Origin of the sequence: Trichocoleus sp. DQ-A1 (assembly GCF_039961955.1) — a bacterium.
GTDB lineage: Bacteria > Cyanobacteriota > Cyanobacteriia > Cyanobacteriales > FACHB-T130 > FACHB-T130.
The window spans coordinates 23,923-45,806 of sequence record NZ_JAMPKE010000018.1 but is presented as its reverse complement, the minus strand read 5'-3'; the positions used below and the strand labels follow the sequence as shown (position 1 = coordinate 45,806).

The window sequence follows — 21,884 nt, the reverse complement described above, 5'->3', positions numbered from 1 at the left end:
CACAAAGATAATGTTCGCAAATCAGATATAACCGATCTAATTTTTATGCTTGCTAACGAAAGCTTGCTTGTGATTCTTTAGCAACCAGCGCTTGTATTTCATCCAAAGAGAGATTTTCCACCTCCGCTAACATCTTCTCAATCTCCGCCATTTGTTCTAGATTAGGCTGCTTTTCGGCAATGAAAGTAGCGAGTTCAGCGACTGTAGAAGCTTCAAATAGAAGAGTCCGCAACGGTAATTCCACTTGGAAAGTTTCACGCAGCCGGGAAATCGTTTGTACAGCCAGTAAAGAATGTCCGCCCAACTCAAAGAAGTTATCGTAAATTCCCACTTTTTCAAGTCCTATCAGTTCTTGCCAGATATTAGCAATACCTTGCTCAATCTCATTGCGAGGAGCAACATAGGCATTTGCTTGCAGGGGTCTGGGATGTCTTGTTGTCGATAATTGACTAAAATTCTCTGATTCTTGGGCGGCAGAAATTGATGAATTAAAGTTATTAGTCTGCTCAATTGCATCTGACAAATCTTGCGTTGAAATGATAACTTGAGAAAGGGAATTTTCCAAAATTCGGCTCAAGACATCCACCGCTTCTGCGGATAAAATTCCATTTTTCAGACTTTCTTCCCGCCACTGTTTGAGCTTTTCAGGAACGGCAGTATTCACCGCCATGCCAACTTCTTGCCACGCATCCCAGTTAATCGAGATTGTATGAGCGGATTTAAAAGGATTGCGGTGAGCAAAGGCATCCAAAAAGGCATTGGCAGCACTATAGTCTACTTGTCCAAATCCGCCTTGGATTGAGCTAAGAGATGAACAGAGAACCACGAAGTCTAAATTGACATCCTTGAGGACATCATTTAGTACCAAAGTTCCCATCACTTTAGGAGCAAAAACACTCTCAACAATTTCTGGTGTTTTGAGTTGAATCATGCCACCACCCGCAACTCCGGCAGCGTGGATAACCCCGTGAATCTCACCAAAGCGTTCTAGGGATTGCGCGATCGCATTCTGCATTTGTTCATCATTCGCAACATCGGCAGCAACTACCAGGACATCAGCACCTAATACTTCTAATTCCTGCAATTTCTGAATCTTACGGCTGGTAGGATCGAGCGCATCATGGGTTGCTAGCCATTGCTGCCACTGCTCTTTTGCAGGCAGTGCAGAACGTCCGATTAGAATTAACTTGGCTTGTACTGTCTTGGCGAGGTATTCGGCGAAGACTAAGCCCATCCCTCCCATGCCGCCTGTGATCAGGTAGACTCCCTCTTGTCGTAACCGGGTTTGGCTAGCTTTTTCTAGCGGGACTGGCTCAAATGTCTGAACCCAGCGGTGATTGCCACGGTAGGCAATCATCGAGTCTTTTGAATCTGCCCTTAGTTCTGCGAACAGTTGCTCTACTAAGTTGTTGGTTCCTGATTCCGAAAGCGCCACATCAACTTGACGACAATTGATGTGAGGATATTCTTGAGGAATAACTTTGCATGAACCGATGATGGTTGCTTTTTCAGGACACAATAGCTCATCGCCAATAATGTCATGAAGATTGTTACTGGCAACTAGAAGTTGAATGGAATTGCTAACGGGTTGTTGTCCTAGCGCTGGCGCTAAATAAATCAGACTGTAGAAACCGAGATTTTGGCTGGTTTCCAAGGACTGAGGCGGTGATTGGGTGATACTCCAGAGATGCGCGATCGCATTCGGGGCTTTCCCTTGTTCCCGCACGGCTTGAATCAAGGCGTAATAATCATCCTGGCAAGCTGGATTAATCGTGTAAGCGTTGCTATCAAGTTGCTTAAATTGCTCTCCAACCCGGACAGAAATCGCATCTTGTCCAACTTGTTGCAATCGGTTGACAATTTGAGAACCGATTCCACACTCATCCACAAAAATCAGGTAACACGCAGACGAAATCTCTCTCGTTTTGACCAGGGGAATTTGCTTCCAGGAAGGAACATAAAACCAGTCAGTGATATTGGATTTCCCTGGCTTGCTTTCACCTGTACTGGATGCTGGGGCTTGGGTTTCTGGGGCTTGGGTTTGAGGTTCAATCCAGTAGCGCTGACGTTCAAACGGGTAAGTCGGTAAAGGCACGCGGTGACGGTGTTCGCCAGCATAAAAAGCAGACCAATCCACCGAAACTCCTGCTAGCCAAAGCCGCCCTAAGATATCGAGGAAAAAGGCGATATCTGAGTTTTGCTCTTGGGGATGGCGTAACGAAGGCAATACCACTTGCCCGATTGCTTCATCGGAATGCTGTTTGGCAAGGGTACATAAACTACGCCCCGGACCCACTTCTAAGAGGATGCGATTTGGCTGTTGTAGTAAGGTAGAGATTCCCTGAGAAAAGCGTACTGTCTGCCGTAAATGCGTCGCCCAGTAATTAGGATCTGTCGCTTCTTCTGCTGTAATCCAAGTTCCCGTAACGTTGGAGATAAAGGGAATCTCAGGAGGATTCAGTTTAACTTTTTTCACTTCTTCAATGAATGGCTCTAATAGAGAATCCATCATCTGGGAATGAAAGGCATGAGAAGTATGCAAACGCCGACACTCGACACCTTTTGCTGTGAGTTGCGCTTCAATTGCGTCTATCGCGTCAAGGGTTCCGGAAACGACGCCCAAAGAAGGGGCATTACTGGCGGCTAAAGATAAATTCTCATTCAGTAGGCTTTGAATTTCTGCTTCTGGCAATGAAACGGCAAGCATTGCCCCGGCTGAGATTTGCTGCATCAGTCGCCCACGAATCGCCACCAAAGCTAAAGCGTCTTCAACAGACATGACACCCGCAAGGCAAGCCGCTACATATTCGCCAATGCTGTGACCAATCATCGCCTGGGGAGAAATGCCCCACGACATCCACAACTGAGCTAAGGCATACTCAATTACAAACAATGCGAGTTGCGCAAAGCAGGTTTGTTTGAGTTTTTCTGCGGCGGCTTCAGGATTCGCCTGGTTGGGATAAAGTAGCGATCGCAAATCCATCCCGATATGAGGTTGAAGAAGGGTAGCGCAACGGTCTACTTGTTCGCTAAATATCGGCTCAGTCTGGTAGAATTCCCGCCCCATATTCACATACTGCGCTCCCTGTCCGGGAAACATGAAGGCGATGGAGCGTTCAGTAGGCTCTTGGAAGTGAGTTAAAACTTTTTGAGGATCAGGGGTTTCCAATTGGTTTACTAACTCCTCAACCGTCTGGCAAACCAAGATCCGGCGATGTTCAAAAGCCCGACGACCTACTTGCAGGGTGTAAGCAACATCCGCCAAATTGAGATCGGGGTGCTGCTTGAGGTGAGCCGCCAAATTTGCCGTAGCCGTCTCCAGTGCCGATTCCGTTTTGGCGGAAAGCATTATCAATTGGCAGGGGCGAGAAGTTCCAGACGCTGCCATCGGGAATTCTTCGAGAACGACATGGGCGTTGGTGCCACCAATCCCCAAAGAACTGACTCCGGCGCGGCGCGGCGTTGCACTTGCCTTCCATTCCGTCAGCTGGGTATTGACGTAAAAGGGACTATTGGCAAAATCAATCTCAGGATTTGGCTGTTGAAAATTTAGGCTGGGTGGAATTAACTTGTGTTTCAGCGCCAAAACCGTCTTAATTAGTCCCGTAACTCCTGCTGCTGCATCCAGATGACCGATATTGGTTTTGACGGAACCGATGGCACAAAAGCCTTTTTTCTCGGTATTGGCACGAAAAACGTTAGAAAGTGCGGTAATTTCAATCGGATCGCCTAACGTGGTTCCGGTTCCGTGAGTTTCGATATAGGTGACAGTTTCCGGATCGACTCCAGCTAGCGCCAGTGCTTCTGCGATCGCGTCTGCTTGTCCGTTGACGCTGGGTGCTGTATACCCGACTTTCTCAGAACCATCGTTATTAATCGCCGAACCTTCAATGACCGCATGAATGCAGTCGCCATCTGCGATCGCATCCTCTAATCTTTTTAAAACGACCACTCCCACACCATTCCCAATAATGGTTCCCTGTGCATCAGCATCAAAGGCGCGGCAATGACCATCCGGAGATAAAATTCCCCCTTCTTGATATAGATAGCCGGTTTTTTGCGGTACCCGAATCGAAACTCCACCCGCCAACGCCATATCGCATTGGTAATTTAATAAACTTTGGCAAGCCAGAGTTGTCGCCACTAATGAAGTAGAACAAGCTGTTTGAACGGTCAGGCTTGGCCCTTTAAGATTTAATTTGTAAGAAACGCGAGTCGTGAGGAAATCTTTATCGTTGCTAATCAACTTTTGGAAACTGTCCGCCGACCCAATTTGGTCGCGATTTAAATTAAAAGATAAATAATTATTCAGGCTGGCACCTGCATAAACGCCAATGCGACTTTCACATCTTTGGGTGTCGTAACCAGCATTTTCCAGCGCTTCCCAAGCACACTCTAAAAATACCCGGTGTTGCGGGTCGGTCATTTCCGCTTCTTTGGGGTTAAATCCAAAGAAGGAAGCGTCAAAATACTCGACATCTTCTAATACGGCACCAGCTTTTACATGATTGGGATTATCGAGTAACTCTGGAGCGATTCCAGAAGCTGTTAATTCTTCATTGATGAAGACCGAAATTGATTCGACTCCATCGCGTAAATTTTGCCAAAATTCTTCGACATTCTTAGCACCGGGAAAGCGCCCACTCATGCCGATAATGGCAATGCCTTCCAGAGAATCGTAATTTGTAGCGCTATCCATGAGTCTTTCTACCTTGCTTGCTCAATAATTCTTTTTGGCGATTGATAGCCTCTATTTGCTTTCGAGCGCGCTGGACACTATCGCGTCCAACTTCGCGATCGCGCATCTCTTCAAAAGCAGGCTGTTGTTGGCTTAAATATTGCACCAGCGAATAAATGGTTGGGTTTTGAAACAAAGTAACGACTGATATCTCTCGGTTAAAAACTGTTTGCAGTTTGTGATTCACCTGAAGCATCAGTAATGAATGTCCCCCGAGATCAAAGAAATTATCGTGAATCCCGACTTTCTCTAAGTTCAGTACCGTTTGCCAAACAGTCGCAATTGTTTTTTCAATCTCCGATTGGGGAGGTTGATAAACTGCTAACTCTAAACGCTGATTTTCCGGAACAGGTAAGGCGCGACGATTGACTTTTCCATTGGGTGTCAGCGGCAAAGTCTCTAGGAATACGAAAGCCGAAGGCACCATGTATTCAGGAAGAGTTTGTTTTAAGCGATCGCGCAATTCATTAATCGAAAGTTCAGCATCGTGATTCGGAACTACATAAGCGACTAAGCGGCGGTCGTTGGGCATATCTTCTCTGGCAAGCACCACCGTTTCTCGCACCTGGGGATGTTGTAACAACACCGCCTCAATTTCTCCCAATTCGATACGGAAACCCCGAATTTTTACTTGGTGGTCAATTCTCCCCAAAAACTCAATGTTGCCATCTGGCAAATAGCGGGCTAAATCTCCGGTTTTGTAAAGGCGGCTCTCCCCCTTCCCCACGAGGGCAGAAGGCTCGTTGGTTACGTCTTTAAAAGGATTCTGAATAAACTTCTCTTGGGTCAACTCTGGTCGATTCAGATAACCTCTAGCTAAGCCAAAACCGCCAATGTGTAACTCGCCCGGAACGCCAATCGGGACAGGTTCTAAATGTGAATCTAAGAGATATATCTGCGTATTGGCAATCGGACGACCGATAGGAATAATTCGCCGTTGGCTGTTACGCTGGCAAGCCCAAAAAGTAACATCGATTGCCGCTTCTGTCGGCCCGTAAAGGTTATGTAATTCTACTGCACCTAGACGGATAAAAAAGCGCTTTTGCAAATCAAAAGGCAGAGCTTCACCGCTACAAAATACCCGTTTAAGACTGTTACATTTTACTACACTTAACTCCTCTAAGAATACTTGCAGCATGGAGGGGACAAAGTGCAGTGTCGTGATTCTTTGCTGGGAAATCAGTTGGACTAAATAACCGCTATCTTGATGACCACCTGGTTTGGCTAAAACGAGACTAGCACCCGTTAACAAAGGCAAGAAAAATTCCCAAACTGACACATCAAAGCCGAAGGGAGTCTTTTGCAAAACTCGGTCGGTTGTTGTTAATTGGTAAGTGTCTTGCATCCACAGCAAGCGATTGTTTAACCCCAGGTGGGTGTTCATCGCTCCCTTGGGCTTTCCTGTGGAACCGGAGGTGTAAATTACATAAGCCAAGTTCTCTGGTGTAGCAGATGAAAGAGGGTTTTCTGTACCCTCTTGGGTAATCGTTTCCCAGTCGGTATCTAAACAGATAATCGCTTGATGTTGCGGTAATTGATTAACCAAATATTGTTGAGTTAGCAGTAGTGACACTTGGGCATCTGCCAACATAAACGCTAAGCGCTCTTTCGGATACGTAGGGTCTAGAGGTACATAAGCACCACCCGCTTTTAAGATGCCTAAAAGAGCGACTACCATTTCCAGCGATCGCTCCATGCAGATGCCAACCAAAACATCTGGCTGTACGCCCATCTGTTGCAGGTGGTGAGCTAACTGGTTCGCTCGGTTATTTAACTCGCGGTAAGTTAGAGACTCGATGAATCCCGTCTCTATATTGTCGAAGATTAATGCGATCGCATCCGGTGTCTTTTCTACCTGCTGCTCAAATAGTTGATGGATACACTTTTGGGGGTAATCAACTTGAGTGTCATTCCACTCCACCAGCAAAGTATGACGCTCAGATGCAGTTAATAGCGGCAAATCTGATAAACACTGCTCTGGATCGGCAACAATTCCTTCCAGTAAGGTTTGGAAATGCCCTAACATTCGGGTGATGGTGTCCGCGTTGAACAAATCGGTGTTGTATTCCAGCGTCCCGCTCAATCCCTGTTCCGTATCTATCATCGATAGGAATAAATCAAACTTCGCGGTTCCGCTATCAACTTCTGAAGTTTTTAAAGTTAACTCTGGTAACGAAACCGTCGAAAATGCGGGATTCTGGAGGACGAACATTACCTGAAATATCGGGTTATAGCTCAGATCCCGACTCGACTGTAATTCCACCAGCTTCTCGAAAGGCAAATCTTGGTGAACATACGCATCAATTGCCACCTTTCGCACCCGTCCCAGCAATTCTTTAAAGCTGGGATTTCCTGCCAAATCGGTACGCAACACCAAGGTATTGACAAAGCACCCAATCAAGGATTCCAGTTCAGCGCGATCGCGGTTGGCAATCGGCGAACCAACTAAAATGTCCTCCTGTCCTGAATAACGGTAAAGCAACGTCTGAAACGCCGCCAGCAAGGTCATAAATAAGGTGACACCCTCCTGCTGACCTAGCATTTTGATTGCCTCAGTCAATGCTTTGGGCAGCACTAACTTCTGCTGCGCCCCCCGAAAAGTCTGAATTGGCGATCGCGCCCGGTCAGTTGGCAACTTTAATACTGGAAGTTCTCCCCCTAACTGCTGCTTCCAATAATTCAGATGAGTTTCTAGCTTCTCACCAGAGAACCATCGTTGTTGCCAATCGACATAATCAACATATTGGATGGGAAGTTCAGCAAGTGGCGAAGGCTTTCCGGTCGAGAAAGCTTCGTAAAGTGCTGTCAATTCTCGGACGAAAACTTTAACCGACCAACCATCAGCAACAATGTGGTGCAGCGTCAGCAGTAGCATCGACTCTTCTGCGGTTAGATGCAGCAGTTTTGCCCGGAATAACGGGGTTTGTGCCAAATCGAAGGGCGTTTGAGCCTCTGCGATCGCAAATTGTTGCGCTTGCGCTTGTCTCTCAGCATCGGGCAATTGCCGCAGATCCACCTCTGGTAAATTTAAGGTGACGCAGCTTTCCCCAGAAATCGCTTGCACGGGTTCGCCCTCCACTAGGGCAAAGCTTGTCCGCAAGATTTCGTGTCGCCGGATAATTTCGTGAATACTACGAACCAGCACTGGCACATCCAACCGTCCTGTCAGGCGAACCGCAATGGGAATGTTGTAAGCCGGAGTTCCTGGTTGCAGTTGATTGACAAACCACAATCTAGCTTGAGAAAAAGAAAGCGGATGCTCGTCAGTAGTTTTCTCAACTCTGCACAAAGGTATCGATGCAGACGGAACCGCCTGAGTCAGTTGGTCGAGTATCTGCGTTGCCAGTTGGGTAATGCTAACTCCCTCGAACAAATCCGCGATGGATACAGCTATCCCCAAATCAACCTCGATCCGATTCTTCAACTCGAAAACCATCAACGAGTCGAGACCAAAACGGCTCAAAGGCTGCTCAATACTAATATTTCCTCGATGATTCTTCCTCTGCGTTCTCTGCGTACTCTGCGGTTCGTTCCCAAAATCTAATTCAAACGACGCAACACCCAGTACCCGCGCCACTTGCCTTTGCAGATAAGCCTCTAATCGCTGCTGACGTTCTTCCGACTCAACAGCCAGCAACTCCTCGCGGGTGAGATTATCTTCATTTTCGACAGGATAGGAATTCTCTAAAATACTGCTACCAATAACATCCAATTCACCTGCAAGATACTCCGCACGAGTAGCGCGGCGTTGAATCTTCCCACTGGAAGTCTTGGGAATACTGCCACCTTTAATCAGAACGACCGCATAAACTTGTATCTCATGTTCTTCTGCAACTGCCTGACGAATGGCGGCGGTGACTTCCTCAACATTCGGTTTCGCGCGAAATTCTACCTCTTGCACCACGACAAGCCGTTCTTCATTGCCGACTTCTACCGCAAAAGCTGCACCACTGCCAGAACGCAATCCTGGATAGCTGCATTCTGCCGTTCGTTCAATGTCTTGGGGATAGAGGTTGCGACCCCGGATGATAATTAAATCTTTGGCTCGACCTGTGATGAACAGTTCGCCATTGTGCAAAAAGCCCAAGTCGCCTGTTCTTAAAAAAGGCTTTCCGTCCGTATCTGCCAGGGAGGCGCGGAAGGTTTGCACCGTCTCCTCTGGTCGATTCCAATAGGCGTGACCGACACTAGGACCTGAAACCCAAATTTCACCAATTTCATCTGGCGCACATCGGGTTAAAGTTTCAGGATTAGCAATAACAATCTCCTGTTCTGGTAAGGCGTTCCCGCAACCGACCAGAGGCTGGAAATTGTCGTCATCATTAGCATCAATGACTTGGTTGCGTTCTAGTGCCGTTTTTTGAACAGTTTTCGTTACCGCAACCGCTGCCTTAACACCACCAGAAACGATTAGGGTTGCCTCCGCCATCCCGTAACAGGGATAAAAAGCTGTTTTTAAAAAGCCGCAGGAAGCAAAGGCATCTGCAAACCGCTCTAAAGTATCTTGGCGGATGGGTTCTGCACCGTTAAAAGCGACACTCCATCTGCTTAAATCAAGGGTTTCTTTTTGCTCAGGTGTAATTTTCTGAACGCACAGTTCATAAGCGAAATTCGGGCCACCGCTGGTAGTCCCTTGGTAATCGGAGATCGCTTTCAGCCAGCGATACGGACTCACCAGAAAAGATGCGGGTGACATTAAGTAGCAAGGAAACCCGCCATACAAGGGTTGCAGGACGCCGCCGATAAGTCCCATGTCATGATATATCGGCAGCCAGGAGACAAATTTGCTACTGGGCGAATGTTCCATGAGCCGGTAAGTCATGGCGGCATTGTGCAGTAGGTTGCCATGAGTGAGCATGACTCCTTTCGGCGTTCCTGTAGAACCGGAGGTGTATTGCAGAAAAGCTAATGTGTCTTGATGAATGCTTGGCAGTTCCCAATTCTCTTCGATGCCATTGGGTAAGTTGTCCGTAGTTAGCCACTGGATGTCATTTGGGTCAGTTTTTTGAGCCAGAAGCGATCGCACTTTCGCAAAAATCGCTGTTGTGGTGAGCGCGATTTTCGCCTGTGCATCTTGCAAAATTGCTTGAATTCTCGGCGTGTTGCGTTGGTTGCGAGGCGGATAAGCGGGAACGGCGATCGCGCCTGCATACAAACAACCGAAAAATGCTGCTAGATAATCCAAACCCGGTGGATAAAGCAATAAGGCACGTTCGCCACTTAAACCCATCCCTTGCAGCTGGGATGCGATCGCTCTACTGCGCCGATCCAACTCTCGATAAGTCAGGTTCTCGCCTGGTGTTTCCCCATCCTGCAAGAAGGTAAACGCCAGTTTTTCCGGTTCGTTTACGGCTCTGTAGCGCAGAATGTCTGCTAGAGTGGCAATTTTCTTGGACGGGTTTTCTGGAAAATCTTGGCAAAAATCGACCATGTTACTTTTTCTGCTTTTTCAACCCTGAACTGTTGAATCCGACCACAAAGTTCAAACTCTCTAGTTCAAACTCTCTCGTCAAAGATTCGCATTGCCGAACGGAAACCGCCCATCTCTAGCTCCAATCCGGGTGGTTGGATTAAAAACTGAGCGCTTCATCTGTATTTGCTGTTAAATCGACGTTTTTGGGAGTTTTAGGAACCCTCGGCAGGGCAAAAAACCTCACAAATCCTGGTGTTGGCGTTAGGGTCAACGCTCCTCTTCAAGAGGGTTGTTAGCGGTAACTTTTCACTGCTATTGACATTCATTTTTAATAAGCTTGGATAACCTTAGTACAAAGCTTGCAAGTTTGGCAAGTAGCAATCGCAAAATTTTTTCAGAAATAAAATTCCGGCTTTTGCTCTTCTATGGGTTGGGGGAAGCATGACTTAAACTAGCCGGAAAGCTTCCCCCGACGCTTGTGCAGTAGAGTCTGACATAACCCCAGCCCTTCTCCTACAAGGAACGAGATTTGCTCCGCTTCCCTATCACGGAATGCGGCTGGGGGTTAGGCTTTGTATATGAGCGAACGGAAAACCGCTATAGTTTCATGCTCTCCCGGTCAAGGCGTGCAAATTTTTCTGGACGCTAAATCGGGTATTTTCAGAAAAAACTGACATGAGTTCTCAATAGACTAATTTTTTTTATACCCTTGACATTGGCAGATAAGACGTTATATGTTGCTGACCTAGTGATAATAACTTTCAATAACCAACTAGGTCGTAGTGAGCGCATCGATTGGGCGTGAGGAAATTTGAAGCAAACAAATTGTTACACCGCAAGTAATCAAGCGATGAATGGATTCTTTTGCGCCGAAGAGTCACGCCAAGCTGGAGAAGAGATTATCGGGTGTGCAACGAATCACAAAATCTATGTACTGATTGAGTGTCCACCGCCTTGGACACCCGATCCACTTGATTCAAAATTCCTCCCGGCTAATTTAAAAGCCTTGAAGGAGGAAATTGATACAGAGGAGCTTTCTGTTCGGGTTGTATTGATTCATCGCGACCAAACTAAGCGCGATCGCGGCAAGCGCCTGATAATTTTTCGAGAAAAAACCGGGCTTTCAGCAGGTTACACCAAGCAAGAATTTCTAGTTTCAGATATCAATGATGTAGCTTCTTTACTGAAAGACTGTTTAACAGGCAACGCTCCAGAACATGAAGCTATAAATATTCAAACAAGAGATATTTTAGTCTGTACCCACGGTAGCCATGATAAATGTTGTGCTAAGTATGGCAATCCTTTTTACAAAGCTGCCTTAGCTACTGTCTCTGACTTATCACTCGATCGTGTCCGCGTTTGGCAAACCAGTCACATTGGCGGTCATCGCTTTGCCCCTACTGCAATTGATTTTCCAGAGGGAAGATATTATGGCAGGCTCAACCAAAAATCATTTGCTGCCATTCTGACCCGAACGGGTGACATTCAGTGCTTGAACAATGTCTATCGTGGTTGGGGACTTTTACCTTGGGCAGCTCAAATCTTAGAAAAAGAACTCATCCTCAAATATGGCTGGGATTGGTTTAACTATCAGGTTGCCTATCAGATAATTGAGCGAAGCGAAGATGAAAGTTTTAATCAAGTTGAAATAACTTTTAAAACTCCGAATGGAGTTCTGAGTGTCTATAGAGCCGACATTATTGAAGATAAACATAAAACTCTTCATTTAAAAGGAGAATGTGACAGCAATGAATTGTATGAATTCAACCAATATATTACGAAAAACCTGGTAAGCATTTCGTAGTAATAGATAAATTTCTAAAAATATTATTTTAAGACATAGAGGTTATATTTCGACTGTCAAATCATCTTTTCCTTGCTTTGTATTCTTAACGTCTTGGTGGTCAAATATTTTTTAAAATTAATATGTTTTCAATTAAACAAATAGCCCGTTTTTTAAACAAAGTCGCTATTTATTTTCAGTATTTTACTTTCCGCTGTTATACAATTTGGAATTCAAAGACCAACTATAGTCAGCGTAATATCCGACTGTTGTTAATAACACTTTTAACAATTTGTATCGTTTCTGCCTGTGGGAATAATGCCAAAAAGAATGGGACGAATAACAGTATTAATGTTTCTCTAAACTTGCCTTCTCAAGCTGTACGAGTAGTCAAGCACGCAATGGGAGAAACAAAGGTTCCCGTTAATCCGCAGCGGGTAATTGTGCTGGGAAACTTGGAGAACGTCTTAGCTTTAGGTATCAAGCCTGTAGGTGCCACAACCTTAGGAGATGGGGAGTTTCCCTCCTACCTCCGGAATCAAACCGAAGGAATTACAAAACTTGGCATAAATGGGCAACCAAGCCTGGAGAAAATTTTGTTCTTGAAGCCAGACTTGATTTTGGGTTGGTCTTGGGATGAAGGAATCTATGAGAAGCTATCACAAATTGCCCCGACAGTTTTTGCTGAAGGGAGTATTACGTGGAAAGAGTGGCTGAGAACATTTGCCGAAGCGTTGGGTAAGACGCCAGAAGCCGAAAAGCTTTTAAGGAATTATAATCAGCGCGTCGAAACATTTAAAGAGCAAATGGGCGATCGCTTCTCGCAAATTCAGGTATCTGTGGTTAATTTTTGGGCAGATAAAGTCCGAATCTACATGAAGCGTTCCTTCAGTGGACTCATTCTCAATGATATCGGTATGCTTCGTCCATCAGCGCAGAATAAAGATAAAAACTCGGAAAATCTCTCATTAGAGCTAATTCCCAAAATGGAAGGTGATGCGATTTTCTTAGTACTCGGAGAAGGTAAGGAATCTAAGTTAAACCAATTTACAAATCATCCTCTTTGGTTCCAATTGAATGCGGTTAAACAAGGTAAGGTATACCAAGTCAATAGCGATGCCTGGATTAGCAGTTGGGGCATTATCGGAGCCAATCGAGTTCTCGATGACTTGTTTAAATATTTGGTAACAGAGAAATCAAGCAAGGGCAAGGAATTCCCTAAAGTTGCAGCTTTGACTCAATAGTTTAATCCCTAATCAAGATTCATCCAAAACCGCCCACAATCGATAAAACACTACATTCACCAATGGGAGGGATATTCTACTCGGATGGAAACCGCCTTAACAAAACTAATATGCGAACCTTCTTCATCATTTGGATCGGTCAGCTAGTCTCAACGATCGGTAGCTATATGACCAGTTTTGCCATCCAAATCTGGATGTGGGAACTGACTGGTCAGGCGACGGCACTTGCTTTAGTGGGTTTCTTTACCCTGGTGCCGAGTATCTTAATTACACCCATTGCTGGGCTAATTGTAGACCGCTGGAACCGCAAATTCCTGATGATGATTGGCGACACAGTGACAGCTTTGTGTACCCTGGTAATTCTTTGGCTGTACCTGACCAACCAATTGCAAATCTGGCATCTTTACATCGGTGGCGCGGTTAGCGGTGCTTTTAGCGAAATTCAAGCGCTGGCGTATTCAGTATCGATTGCAATGCTGGTGCCCAAACAGCATTACACCCGTGCCACTAGTCTGGATTCTGCGATTCATTACAGTTCGATTATTATTGCTCCAGCGCTGGCGGGTGTACTTTACTACACGATTGGATTTGCCGGGATCTCGCTCATCGATATCGTCACATTTGCGATCGCGATCGGCACCGTTCTCAAGATCCATATCCCCCAACCCACAAGTAGCGAGACATCCTCTCACGATAAAGGGATCTTCCAGCCGATTATCTTCGGCTTCCAGTATATTCTGGTGCGTCCCGGTCTGCTCGCCATTGTAGTCGCGGCGTCCTTGTTTTGGTTTGCCCACGATCTGGGCGCTGCCTTGTATGCACCGATGATTTTGGCACGCACGGGAAATGATGCCAGGGTCTTAGGCAGCATCGGTTCAGCAGCCGGATTCGGTGGGGTAACGGGAGCGTTTCTTTTGAGTGCCTGGGGCGGTTCTAAGCGCCGCATCCACGGCTTTTTACTGGCAATGGTAGGGGCGGGCCTGAGTAAAACCGTTTTTGGTTTGGGTCAGATGCCAATGATTTGGCTTCCCGCTCAGTTCTGCTCATCGCTGAATTTTCCCTTATTGACCAGTTCCAACACAGCAATCTTACTCAGCAAGGTAAGACCGGATGTGCAAGGACGGGTTTTTGCTGCTCGGTCGGCGATTAAGCAAGTCGTTAGCGCGATCGCTCTATTAATCGCTGGGCCACTTGCCGACCACGTTTTTGAACCAGCGATGATGCCAGGAGGTGTTCTTGCACCCATCCTCGGCAGGCTATTCGGCACGGGATCGGGTGCAGGGATGGCGCTTTTGTATGTCATCACTTCCATCAGCTTATTGCTGATTGGTTTGGGTGGGTATGGCTTCCGCGTGTTGCGCGACGTGGAAATCAGCTTACCTGACCATGATGTGGAGCCAGAAGTTGAGGACTCCAGATGCGGAGGCTGAGGGTGAGGTTTTTTAGGTGCAAGCCAGGTAAGCGGAAGCGGTTAATGAACGCTTCCGCTCTCAGTATTGCTGCATTATTAGAACTTGTGGCGCTAGTCGCTAGCTGTTTACCTCAGCGCTACCCAGCGATCGGCGCTACTGGTCGCCCTTCCTCCTGTTCTATCGAATTCAGCAACGTCTTCTTTGCTAAATATTTTTTACTTTCTTCAGGATCGAAAAACCACGGAGACAGATTGGGTGGATTGTTGATACCGTTCAAGTAATCCTTGGCAACTTCTGGATTTTGAGCCATTGCGATCGCAATCTCTTGCAGATGAGCTGGAGGCGTCAACAAGCAATCCGTTAAGGCATGCCCATGCTGACAATATTGCCAGAATTCATCGAAGACTTCCTGCATCCATGACTCATCAAAGCGTTGGTTGCCATGTTCGACAATCCGTTGCGCGACCAGATGTGCCATCTTTGTGGCGTTATTCGCTCCCTGCGCTCCAACGGGATCGTGCAAAATCACTGTATCGCCAATCCCCATCACCGTTGCACCTGATGGCAAACGACCAATCGGCTTACGCACAGTCGGTGTAATTGCCCCACGAACCCATGCTTGCTCGTCGGTTAATTCCATATCCTTGACTGTTTCGTAGTTCCACGGGGTCAATTCCTGGATGACTTGTTTGCTGAGTTCCACTAATTCTTGACCGGATTGCACCTGGCAAAACCGATCCATTGCTCCACCAGGGTAGGCTTCAAAGGCAACAGTGTAAGCGGAATCTTTGCTGTTGGTATAAAACGGAAACTGGAGCATCTCTCCAGCGCCGGGTATATTACTGACCTGAAAGGTGCGTCCCTTCATCGGATCTCCCTTGAGTCCGGTGTAAATTCCGCCAGCTAAATGGCGCTTTGGCTGGTCGTATTGGGATTTTTGCTCGTCCCGCTCAAACAAGGTCGAGAAGGAGCCACGACCAGCAGATACCACGACCAGATCGTAGTTTTGAGCAGACTCCTCTAAGTCCTGTAACGTCATTGCCTGAACAACTAATTCGCCGCCTCTGCGGACAAACTCCTGCATCCAAACGGATAATTTGAGGCGTTGATCCACACCTCGCCAAGGCTTTTCTAGAGTGGAGGAGACAACTAAGGCAACATTGCCCTGTGGGTCGCACAGGTTGTTATGAAATTGGTCGCAACCCAGAAACTGCTCATCCCAGAAATTGAGTCCCAAGTCACGCTCAAGTTGTAGCGCATCTGGAAACAACAATGGCATTGCCATGATTTTGCCATTGAGGATAGCTTCTGGGGTGCGATCGCTAAATAGAGTCACTGCATAGCCTGCATCCACCAGACTAATGCCTAAGTAAAGACCCGCTTGACCAGCGCCAATAATCGCAATTCGTTTCATGGGAGATCCTCCGGAGTTGAGTAGTTCTAGGTTTAAATGGCGATCGCTTTCAAAGAGAACTCAGCAAGTTACTTTAATAAATTAGCCGATACGAATCTATCTAATATCGGGACGCAGGCTTCCAAAACGAAGCGTGGCAAACGCTTCCACTTCCTACGCAACTAATCGGTTTCCACCAAAACGGTAACAGCCGCAACAGCGATGAGCATTTCGTCATTCTTATCATTGAGTGAGGCAATTGCTCGACCTTGAACGACCATTCCGCCAGACTCAACGGTGAGAGTTTTGCGACCAAAAGGTAACACAGCTAATACCTCCGCTTCCCGCACTTGCTCTGGGTAAGGCACTGCTACCTGTACTTCAACGATCATTTGGTCAGGGTCGCTTAAACCTGCCACTTCCCAGACACCTGGTAGAGCATTGTGAGCGATCGCATTCCTGACAGCTCTGGCTGCGGCGACAGTCGGTTCCTGTCCGTGCTGATCGATTCCCATCCCCATCTCGATAATTAAGCGTTTACGAGCCACCGTTACTCCTCTGACAACACTTTATGTTTTCAACTGACCTGCAATATATTCTCTGACTTCTTTGGCTGAATCTAGCTGCAAGACAGCAGATGCGATCGCTTCCGCTTCATCCATCCTCAACTTTGAAATTGCTGCTTTTACTGTAGAAATGGCTGGGGAGTTCATACTGAATTCATCAACGCCCAATCCGACTAAAATAGGTGTCGCTAACTCTGATGAAGCTAATTCGCCGCACACTCCCACCCAAATCCCAGCATGATGAGCAGCGGTAACAGTTTGCTGAATCATTCGCAGCACTGCTGGTTCAAAAGCATCAGCCAGAGTAGCCACTTTGGGATTTGTGCGATCGCTTGCCATGACATACTGACTTAAATCATTGGTGCCAATACTAAAAAAATCTACCTCTGCGGCTAGTTTGTCAGCCATTGTCACCGCTGCTGGCACTTCCACCATGATTCCGACTTCCATTGCTTCATCAAAACTCATCCCCAAAGAGCGCAATTCTGTCTTAGCGGCGGCTAAAATCTCTTTGGCGGCGCGGATTTCTCTCACGGATGCCACCATCGGAAACATGACCTTAATAGGGTGTTTGTGACTGGCGCGTAAAATTGCCCGTAGCTGAGTTTTCAGTAAATCTGGGGAATCCAGTAAATAGCGAATTCCCCGCCATCCTAGGAAGGGATTGGCTTCTGGTGGCAAGTTTAGGTAGGGGAGGGGTTTGTCCCCGCCAATATCGAGAGTGCGAATAATCAGGGGATGGGGGGATAGGATGGATGCGATCGCTTCATACGCTTCTCGTTGTTCTTCCTCAGTCGGGACGCTGACTCGATCGAAATACAAAAATTCACTCCGCAGCAATCCCACCCCTTCTGCACCCGTACTTACAGCAATTTTCGCCTCTTGTATTGTCAAAATATTTGCCATCACCTTAATTTGATGTCCATCGTGGGTGATAGCGGGTTGCTGTGCAGCAGATTGTAACGCTTGTTGTTGCGCCTGCTGGCGATTGCGTTTTGCTTGTAATTCTTGCAACTGCGTGTCGTCTGGTTGCACCCACACCTCGCCAGTTTCCCCATCCAAGGCGATGAGAGTGCCATTCTGCAAGCGCAGCAACTCAGCACCCACGCCTACAACCGCCGGAATGCCGAGCGATCGCGCTAAAATTCCACTGTGAGAAGTCGCACCGCCAGCAACCGTACAAATTCCCAAAACTTTGCCGGGATCTAATTGTGCCGTTTCCGAAGGAGTCAAGTCAGTTGCAACCAAAATCCCTGGTTCTGGCAAATTTATAGAAGCGGGTGCTGTACCTGTAAGCGATCGCATCACTCGCTGTCCCACGTCAAAGACATCAGCGGCGCGTGCTTGTAAGTACGAGTCTGGCAATGCTTCGTAAGCTGCAACTGTCTCATCGATAACAGTCTTCCAAGCTGCGGCGGCACTAAAATTCCGATCGAAAATCAGCTGGCGCGTGCGATCGATTACAAAGGGATCTTCTAAGCAAAGCAAATGAGCATCAAAAATCGCCGCTTGTGCTTCTCCCGCCGAAGCAGATATTTGGTGGCGGAGGGTTTGAATTTGATGACGAGTTTGCTCGATTGCTGTCTGTAACTGTTGCCATTCCGCTTCGGGATTGTCTGCTTGCTGTTTTACGTTGAGAACGGTGGGTTGATAGCTCGCAATATTGCCGATGGCAATACCCGCAGAGGCAGGAATCCCAGAAAACTGAGAATTAGAAATTGGGAATTGGGGTTGCTCCGGAAGCGGGGTTTCCCCACCCCGAACCTCCGCGACTGATTCCCCGAAGTTGGCTTCTACTAGCTGTTGCAAGGCTGCCAAGGCGGCTTGGGCATCCGCTCCAGAGGCAGCGATCGCTATCTCATTCCCTTGGCGGATGACCAGCGTAACGACTTGATTGATGCTTTTAGCATTGACCGATCCGCTGCTAGATGTGATGTTTTGTAACGTAATCTCAGATTGAAACTGGGAAGCGGTAGCAACAAATTTGGCAGCCGGACGGGCGTGCAAACCCATCTGATTTCGGACGGTGAGATGGATTACCTGACTTTGGGCACTTATTGGGGCACTGACCAATGCCCCGACGGACTCCGAAGGATTAATACCGGATAACTGGGAGGCTTTCGCTGCTAATGCTCCTCGTGCTTCGCGGATGACTTGCTCAATATTTGCACCGGAGGCTGCTGTTACCGCTGCGGCGATCGCTCCCTCTACCAGTGGTGCCTCGCAGAGTCTCACTTGATGCCGCCGTTCTTCTGGCAGAAACTCCAACGCCATTTCCGCACTCAGTACAGCACTCCCTAAATCCATCAAGATGAGGACTCCATCCTCACTGTAAACCGACTCAATCGCTTGATAAACCTGCATTGCATCCGTACCAAAGGGATTTTCCGGATCGTCAATTCCCGCTGCTAGAGCCAGTGACACGGCACCTTGAACCATTTGCTGCACTAACGCTTGCACTCCCTCTGCCAGCTTTCGACTATGCGATACGATGACAATTCCCACCATCTCTCCACCACTTCCTGAGATAACTCGCTCAATTATGTTAAGATTTATTAAAGAGCTTAGGATTTTATGACTCATCCCAGCTTAGAAAATATTGGTGCCCAGCTAGAAAGTCCGAATTCACGCGATCGCATGTTGGCGCTTGCCTCTTTGCGTGAAGTATCGGCAGATGACGCTGTACCCCTGATCAAAAAGGTTTTAGACGACGAAAACCTGCAAATTCGCTCAATGGCGGTGTTTGCACTGGGTCTTAAACCGACCGAAGAATGCTTTCCGATTCTCGTGAAATTGCTAGAAACTGACCCCGACTACGGGATTCGCGCCGACGCCGCTGGTGCCTTAGGTTACCTGTGCGATATCAGAGGATTTGAACCCTTGGTGCGGGCGTTCTACGAAGATACCGATTGGCTGGTGCGTTTCAGCGCCGCCGTTAGTTTGGGCAATTTAAAAGATCCCCGCGCTTTCGACGTACTGGTTCGGGCATTAGATAGCGAAGAAGTCGTGTTGCAACAGGCAGCGATCGCGGCACTCGGTGAAATTAAAGCAGTAGGAGCCGTCGATCAAATTCTCCGCTTTGCCCAAGCTGAGGATTGGCTTGTCCGTCAGCGGCTTGCCGAAGCCCTAGGACACTTGCCCAGCGCCAAGAGTATCTCCGCGCTCAATTACCTGGAAAAAGACCGTCATCCCCACGTTGCTACCGCTGCCACCATCTCCCTGAAGCGGCTATCTGAAAACAATTAAAAATTAGAAATTAAAAATGGGGGATTCTCCATTTTTAATTTTTAATGGGAACATTTTTAATTGCTTACAGCCAGTGAGCGACGGAAAACAAGCCATCTTCTACCTGAATATGCTCCACACCGCGCATCTTGACGATGGGCTGACCCTGATAAGATACGCACAGCCAACCACCGATGACGAAATCAACCGTAATCTCATTCGAGAAGATTTCGTCTAATCGCAGGATATCGATTCCCGACTCATCCTCAATGGTGTCAAAACCATCGCCGGGAGCGTAAATATAGACATCATTGCCGGGACCGCCATCTAAGCGATCGTCCCCTTCGCCGCCAACCAAGACATCGTCGCCGTTGCCTCCGAATAAGCGATCGCGCTCCGAACCCCCCAGTAAAAAGTCATCCCCACCTTCGCCATACAGGGAATCCTCGTCCTCTCCCCCTTGAATCAGGTCATTTCCTTGCCCACCGTGGATGATATCGTTGCCTGACTTGCCAACCAGGGTATCGTCGCCAGCATACCCAAAAATAACATCGTCGCACTGGGTGGCTTCAATGTAGTCATCGCTGGGAGTGCCATGAATTCTAGACATGATGCAGGTTTACTCATCCGAAAACTCTTTAACCTTTTATAAAGTAGAGGTCAGCGGTTATCACTCTCTCTAGCGACTGGTCAATCTAAGATATTGAAAGTGATGTTAAAAATTATTAGTCCAGAAGAGTTTGATTCATGGATATTCAAGAGTTTTTCCAGCTGAGTGCAGGCAAATGGTTTTCCCAGCGGACTAGTCACCATCTGGCTTTCAAGCAAGCAGAAAGTGGCAAGTCAGACATCAAGATCGAGATGCTCTCGGCAGAAGATCCGGAAGTGATCAAGCTCTGCGAACAGTACGAAGTTGACCCAGGCTTAGCTTGGGGAGGCGCTCGCGTTAGCTGGGATGGCACGATGGAGTGGGATCAAGAAAAGCACGCGGGTTCTAGCGTTCTCGTTCCGATTCCCGATCCAGAGAAGCCGAATGAAGGTCAGTTGCTGCGCGACATGGGCTATGCCGAAAAAGCATCGGTCGCCGGTCGCTATGTCATCGGTAGCGATAATTCATTCACGCTGATTACCGAGTATGAAACGATGTACTCGGAAGAACGCATCTGGTTTGCTAGCGAAAACTTGCGGCTACGAGCCAGCATTTTAAAGCGATTTGGCGGCTTCTCAATGGCTTCTTTTTGCTCGGAAATTCGCATGGGCGTCGCAAAGCCACAAGAAAAAGCCGCTGACACCGTCGCCAACACTTAAAAATTAAAAATGAGGATTGTTCATTTTTAATTTTCCGTTTTCAAGGGCTTAAGTCTCTTCATCACTCTGGGCAACGGCTTTGAGTTTTTGGTAAAACTCAGAATCATCTGCCGTTGGGATGAATTGGTGTATTGGTCGCTTGCTGACATCCCAGCGCGACCAATTTGCTTGATAATTTTTGTGGCTAGAACGCAGCGCAAGGCTGGCGTTGGCGTCTTCTGAATTGGCAACGTCCCTAGGGTTGTCCGTGTTTGTCGGTTCTGACAGGACGGAAGCAGCAGCCTCCTCTGGGGAAGGCGTCTGGGCGATCGCAATTGGGTGGGCGATCGCGATCGCCTCGTCACTGGCACCCACAGATGTTTCCGTTGAGGATGAATAAACTGGATTTATCGCGTCTTTCGCCTTGACTCGCTCTAAACTTGGCTCAAGGTTAGAAGCTAAGGTTGCTGGTAGCGGATCGGCTGCTTCCGTCAAATTTTGGGGAAAATTGCGGCAAACCAAGCGCTCAAAATCATAGTTAAAGTGATACAGGGCTTGACCGCGCCGAGACCAGAAATTTAAGATTTGCTCGACAGAAATCGCTTTGTAACGTCCCTGATAAAGCGCCTCAATCACGGCTAGAGGCACCCAGTCGGCACCAAAGTCGCGAACCCAATGGGCTACCAATTCCTCAGCCGTGTAACCCCTAATCAGTTCAAAACAATAGTAAAGAAGCAGCGTCGTTGCGTAGGCAGTAGCTGAGTCTTGTGTTGACTCTGTCATCAGAAGTTAACTTGGCAGACCAGAAATAATATTAATCGCA

At 47.5% G+C, this 21,884-nt stretch carries 12 protein-coding genes; 5 read left to right on the top strand and 7 right to left on the bottom strand.

What is annotated here, in order from left to right; all coding sequences use genetic code 11:
- Positions 1-52: 52 nt before the first annotated feature.
- Together NDI33_RS17480 and NDI33_RS17475 are read right to left on the bottom strand one after the other, a co-directional pair.
- Positions 53-4,699 (bottom strand): type I polyketide synthase, encoded by a 4,647-nt coding sequence (locus NDI33_RS17480; RefSeq protein WP_190677436.1) that lies wholly within the window; start codon positions 4,697-4,699, stop codon positions 53-55.
- Positions 4,692-10,169, bottom strand: a complete 5,478-nt coding sequence (locus tag NDI33_RS17475; RefSeq protein ID WP_190677434.1) for a non-ribosomal peptide synthetase — start codon at positions 10,167-10,169, stop codon at positions 4,692-4,694. The genes NDI33_RS17480 and NDI33_RS17475 overlap by 8 nt, the downstream gene beginning before the upstream one ends.
- A gap of 832 nt (positions 10,170-11,001) precedes the next feature.
- On the opposite strand from NDI33_RS17475, the gene NDI33_RS17470 reads away from it, so the two are divergent.
- The 3 genes from NDI33_RS17470 to NDI33_RS17460 all read left to right on the top strand — a co-directional run bounded on the left by NDI33_RS17470 (position 11,002) and on the right by NDI33_RS17460 (position 14,608).
- Complete coding sequence (locus NDI33_RS17470) at positions 11,002-11,955, top strand: sucrase ferredoxin (protein WP_190677432.1); 954 nt, start codon at positions 11,002-11,004, stop codon at positions 11,953-11,955.
- A 380-nt stretch (positions 11,956-12,335) separates the two neighbouring features.
- On the top strand, positions 12,336-13,178 hold the full coding sequence (locus NDI33_RS17465; RefSeq protein ID WP_199302548.1) for an iron-siderophore ABC transporter substrate-binding protein: 843 nt from the start codon (positions 12,336-12,338) through the stop codon (positions 13,176-13,178).
- A 110-nt stretch (positions 13,179-13,288) separates the two neighbouring features.
- On the top strand, positions 13,289-14,608 hold the full coding sequence (locus NDI33_RS17460) for an MFS transporter (protein ID WP_190677428.1): 1,320 nt from the start codon (positions 13,289-13,291) through the stop codon (positions 14,606-14,608).
- Positions 14,609-14,726: 118 nt separating this feature from the next.
- Here the strand turns inward: NDI33_RS17460 and NDI33_RS17455 are convergent, their stop codons facing one another.
- The 3 genes from NDI33_RS17455 to ptsP form a co-directional block, all read right to left on the bottom strand.
- Positions 14,727-16,004, bottom strand: a complete 1,278-nt coding sequence (locus NDI33_RS17455; protein ID WP_190677426.1) for a styrene monooxygenase/indole monooxygenase family protein — start codon at positions 16,002-16,004, stop codon at positions 14,727-14,729.
- 161 nt (positions 16,005-16,165) lie between these two features.
- A complete protein-coding gene (locus tag NDI33_RS17450; protein WP_190432074.1) occupies positions 16,166-16,531 on the bottom strand; it encodes a Lin0512 family protein in 366 nt (121 codons plus the stop codon).
- 21 nt (positions 16,532-16,552) lie between these two features.
- The gene (gene ptsP / locus NDI33_RS17445; protein WP_190677503.1) at positions 16,553-19,057 is read right to left on the bottom strand and encodes a phosphoenolpyruvate--protein phosphotransferase; all 2,505 of its coding nucleotides are present in this window, start codon (positions 19,055-19,057) and stop codon (positions 16,553-16,555) included.
- Positions 19,058-19,123: 66 nt separating this feature from the next.
- Between ptsP and NDI33_RS17440 the strand changes: the two genes are divergently transcribed.
- A complete protein-coding gene (locus NDI33_RS17440) occupies positions 19,124-19,795 on the top strand; it encodes a HEAT repeat domain-containing protein (protein ID WP_190415008.1) in 672 nt (223 codons plus the stop codon).
- Positions 19,796-19,859: 64 nt separating this feature from the next.
- Here the strand turns inward: NDI33_RS17440 and NDI33_RS17435 are convergent, their stop codons facing one another.
- Positions 19,860-20,384: a hypothetical protein gene (locus NDI33_RS17435; RefSeq protein WP_190415007.1), complete on the bottom strand. Its 525-nt coding sequence runs from the start codon at positions 20,382-20,384 to the stop codon at positions 19,860-19,862.
- Between the two features lie 137 nt (positions 20,385-20,521).
- Between NDI33_RS17435 and NDI33_RS17430 the strand changes: the two genes are divergently transcribed.
- Entirely contained in the window at positions 20,522-21,082 is a 561-nt protein-coding gene (locus tag NDI33_RS17430; protein WP_190432067.1) for a phycobiliprotein lyase, read from the top strand.
- Positions 21,083-21,130: 48 nt separating this feature from the next.
- Here NDI33_RS17430 and NDI33_RS17425 read toward each other — a convergent pair whose 3' ends face one another.
- Complete coding sequence (locus NDI33_RS17425) at positions 21,131-21,844, bottom strand: hypothetical protein (RefSeq protein WP_190677424.1); 714 nt, start codon at positions 21,842-21,844, stop codon at positions 21,131-21,133.
- Positions 21,845-21,884: the final 40 nt, after the last annotated feature.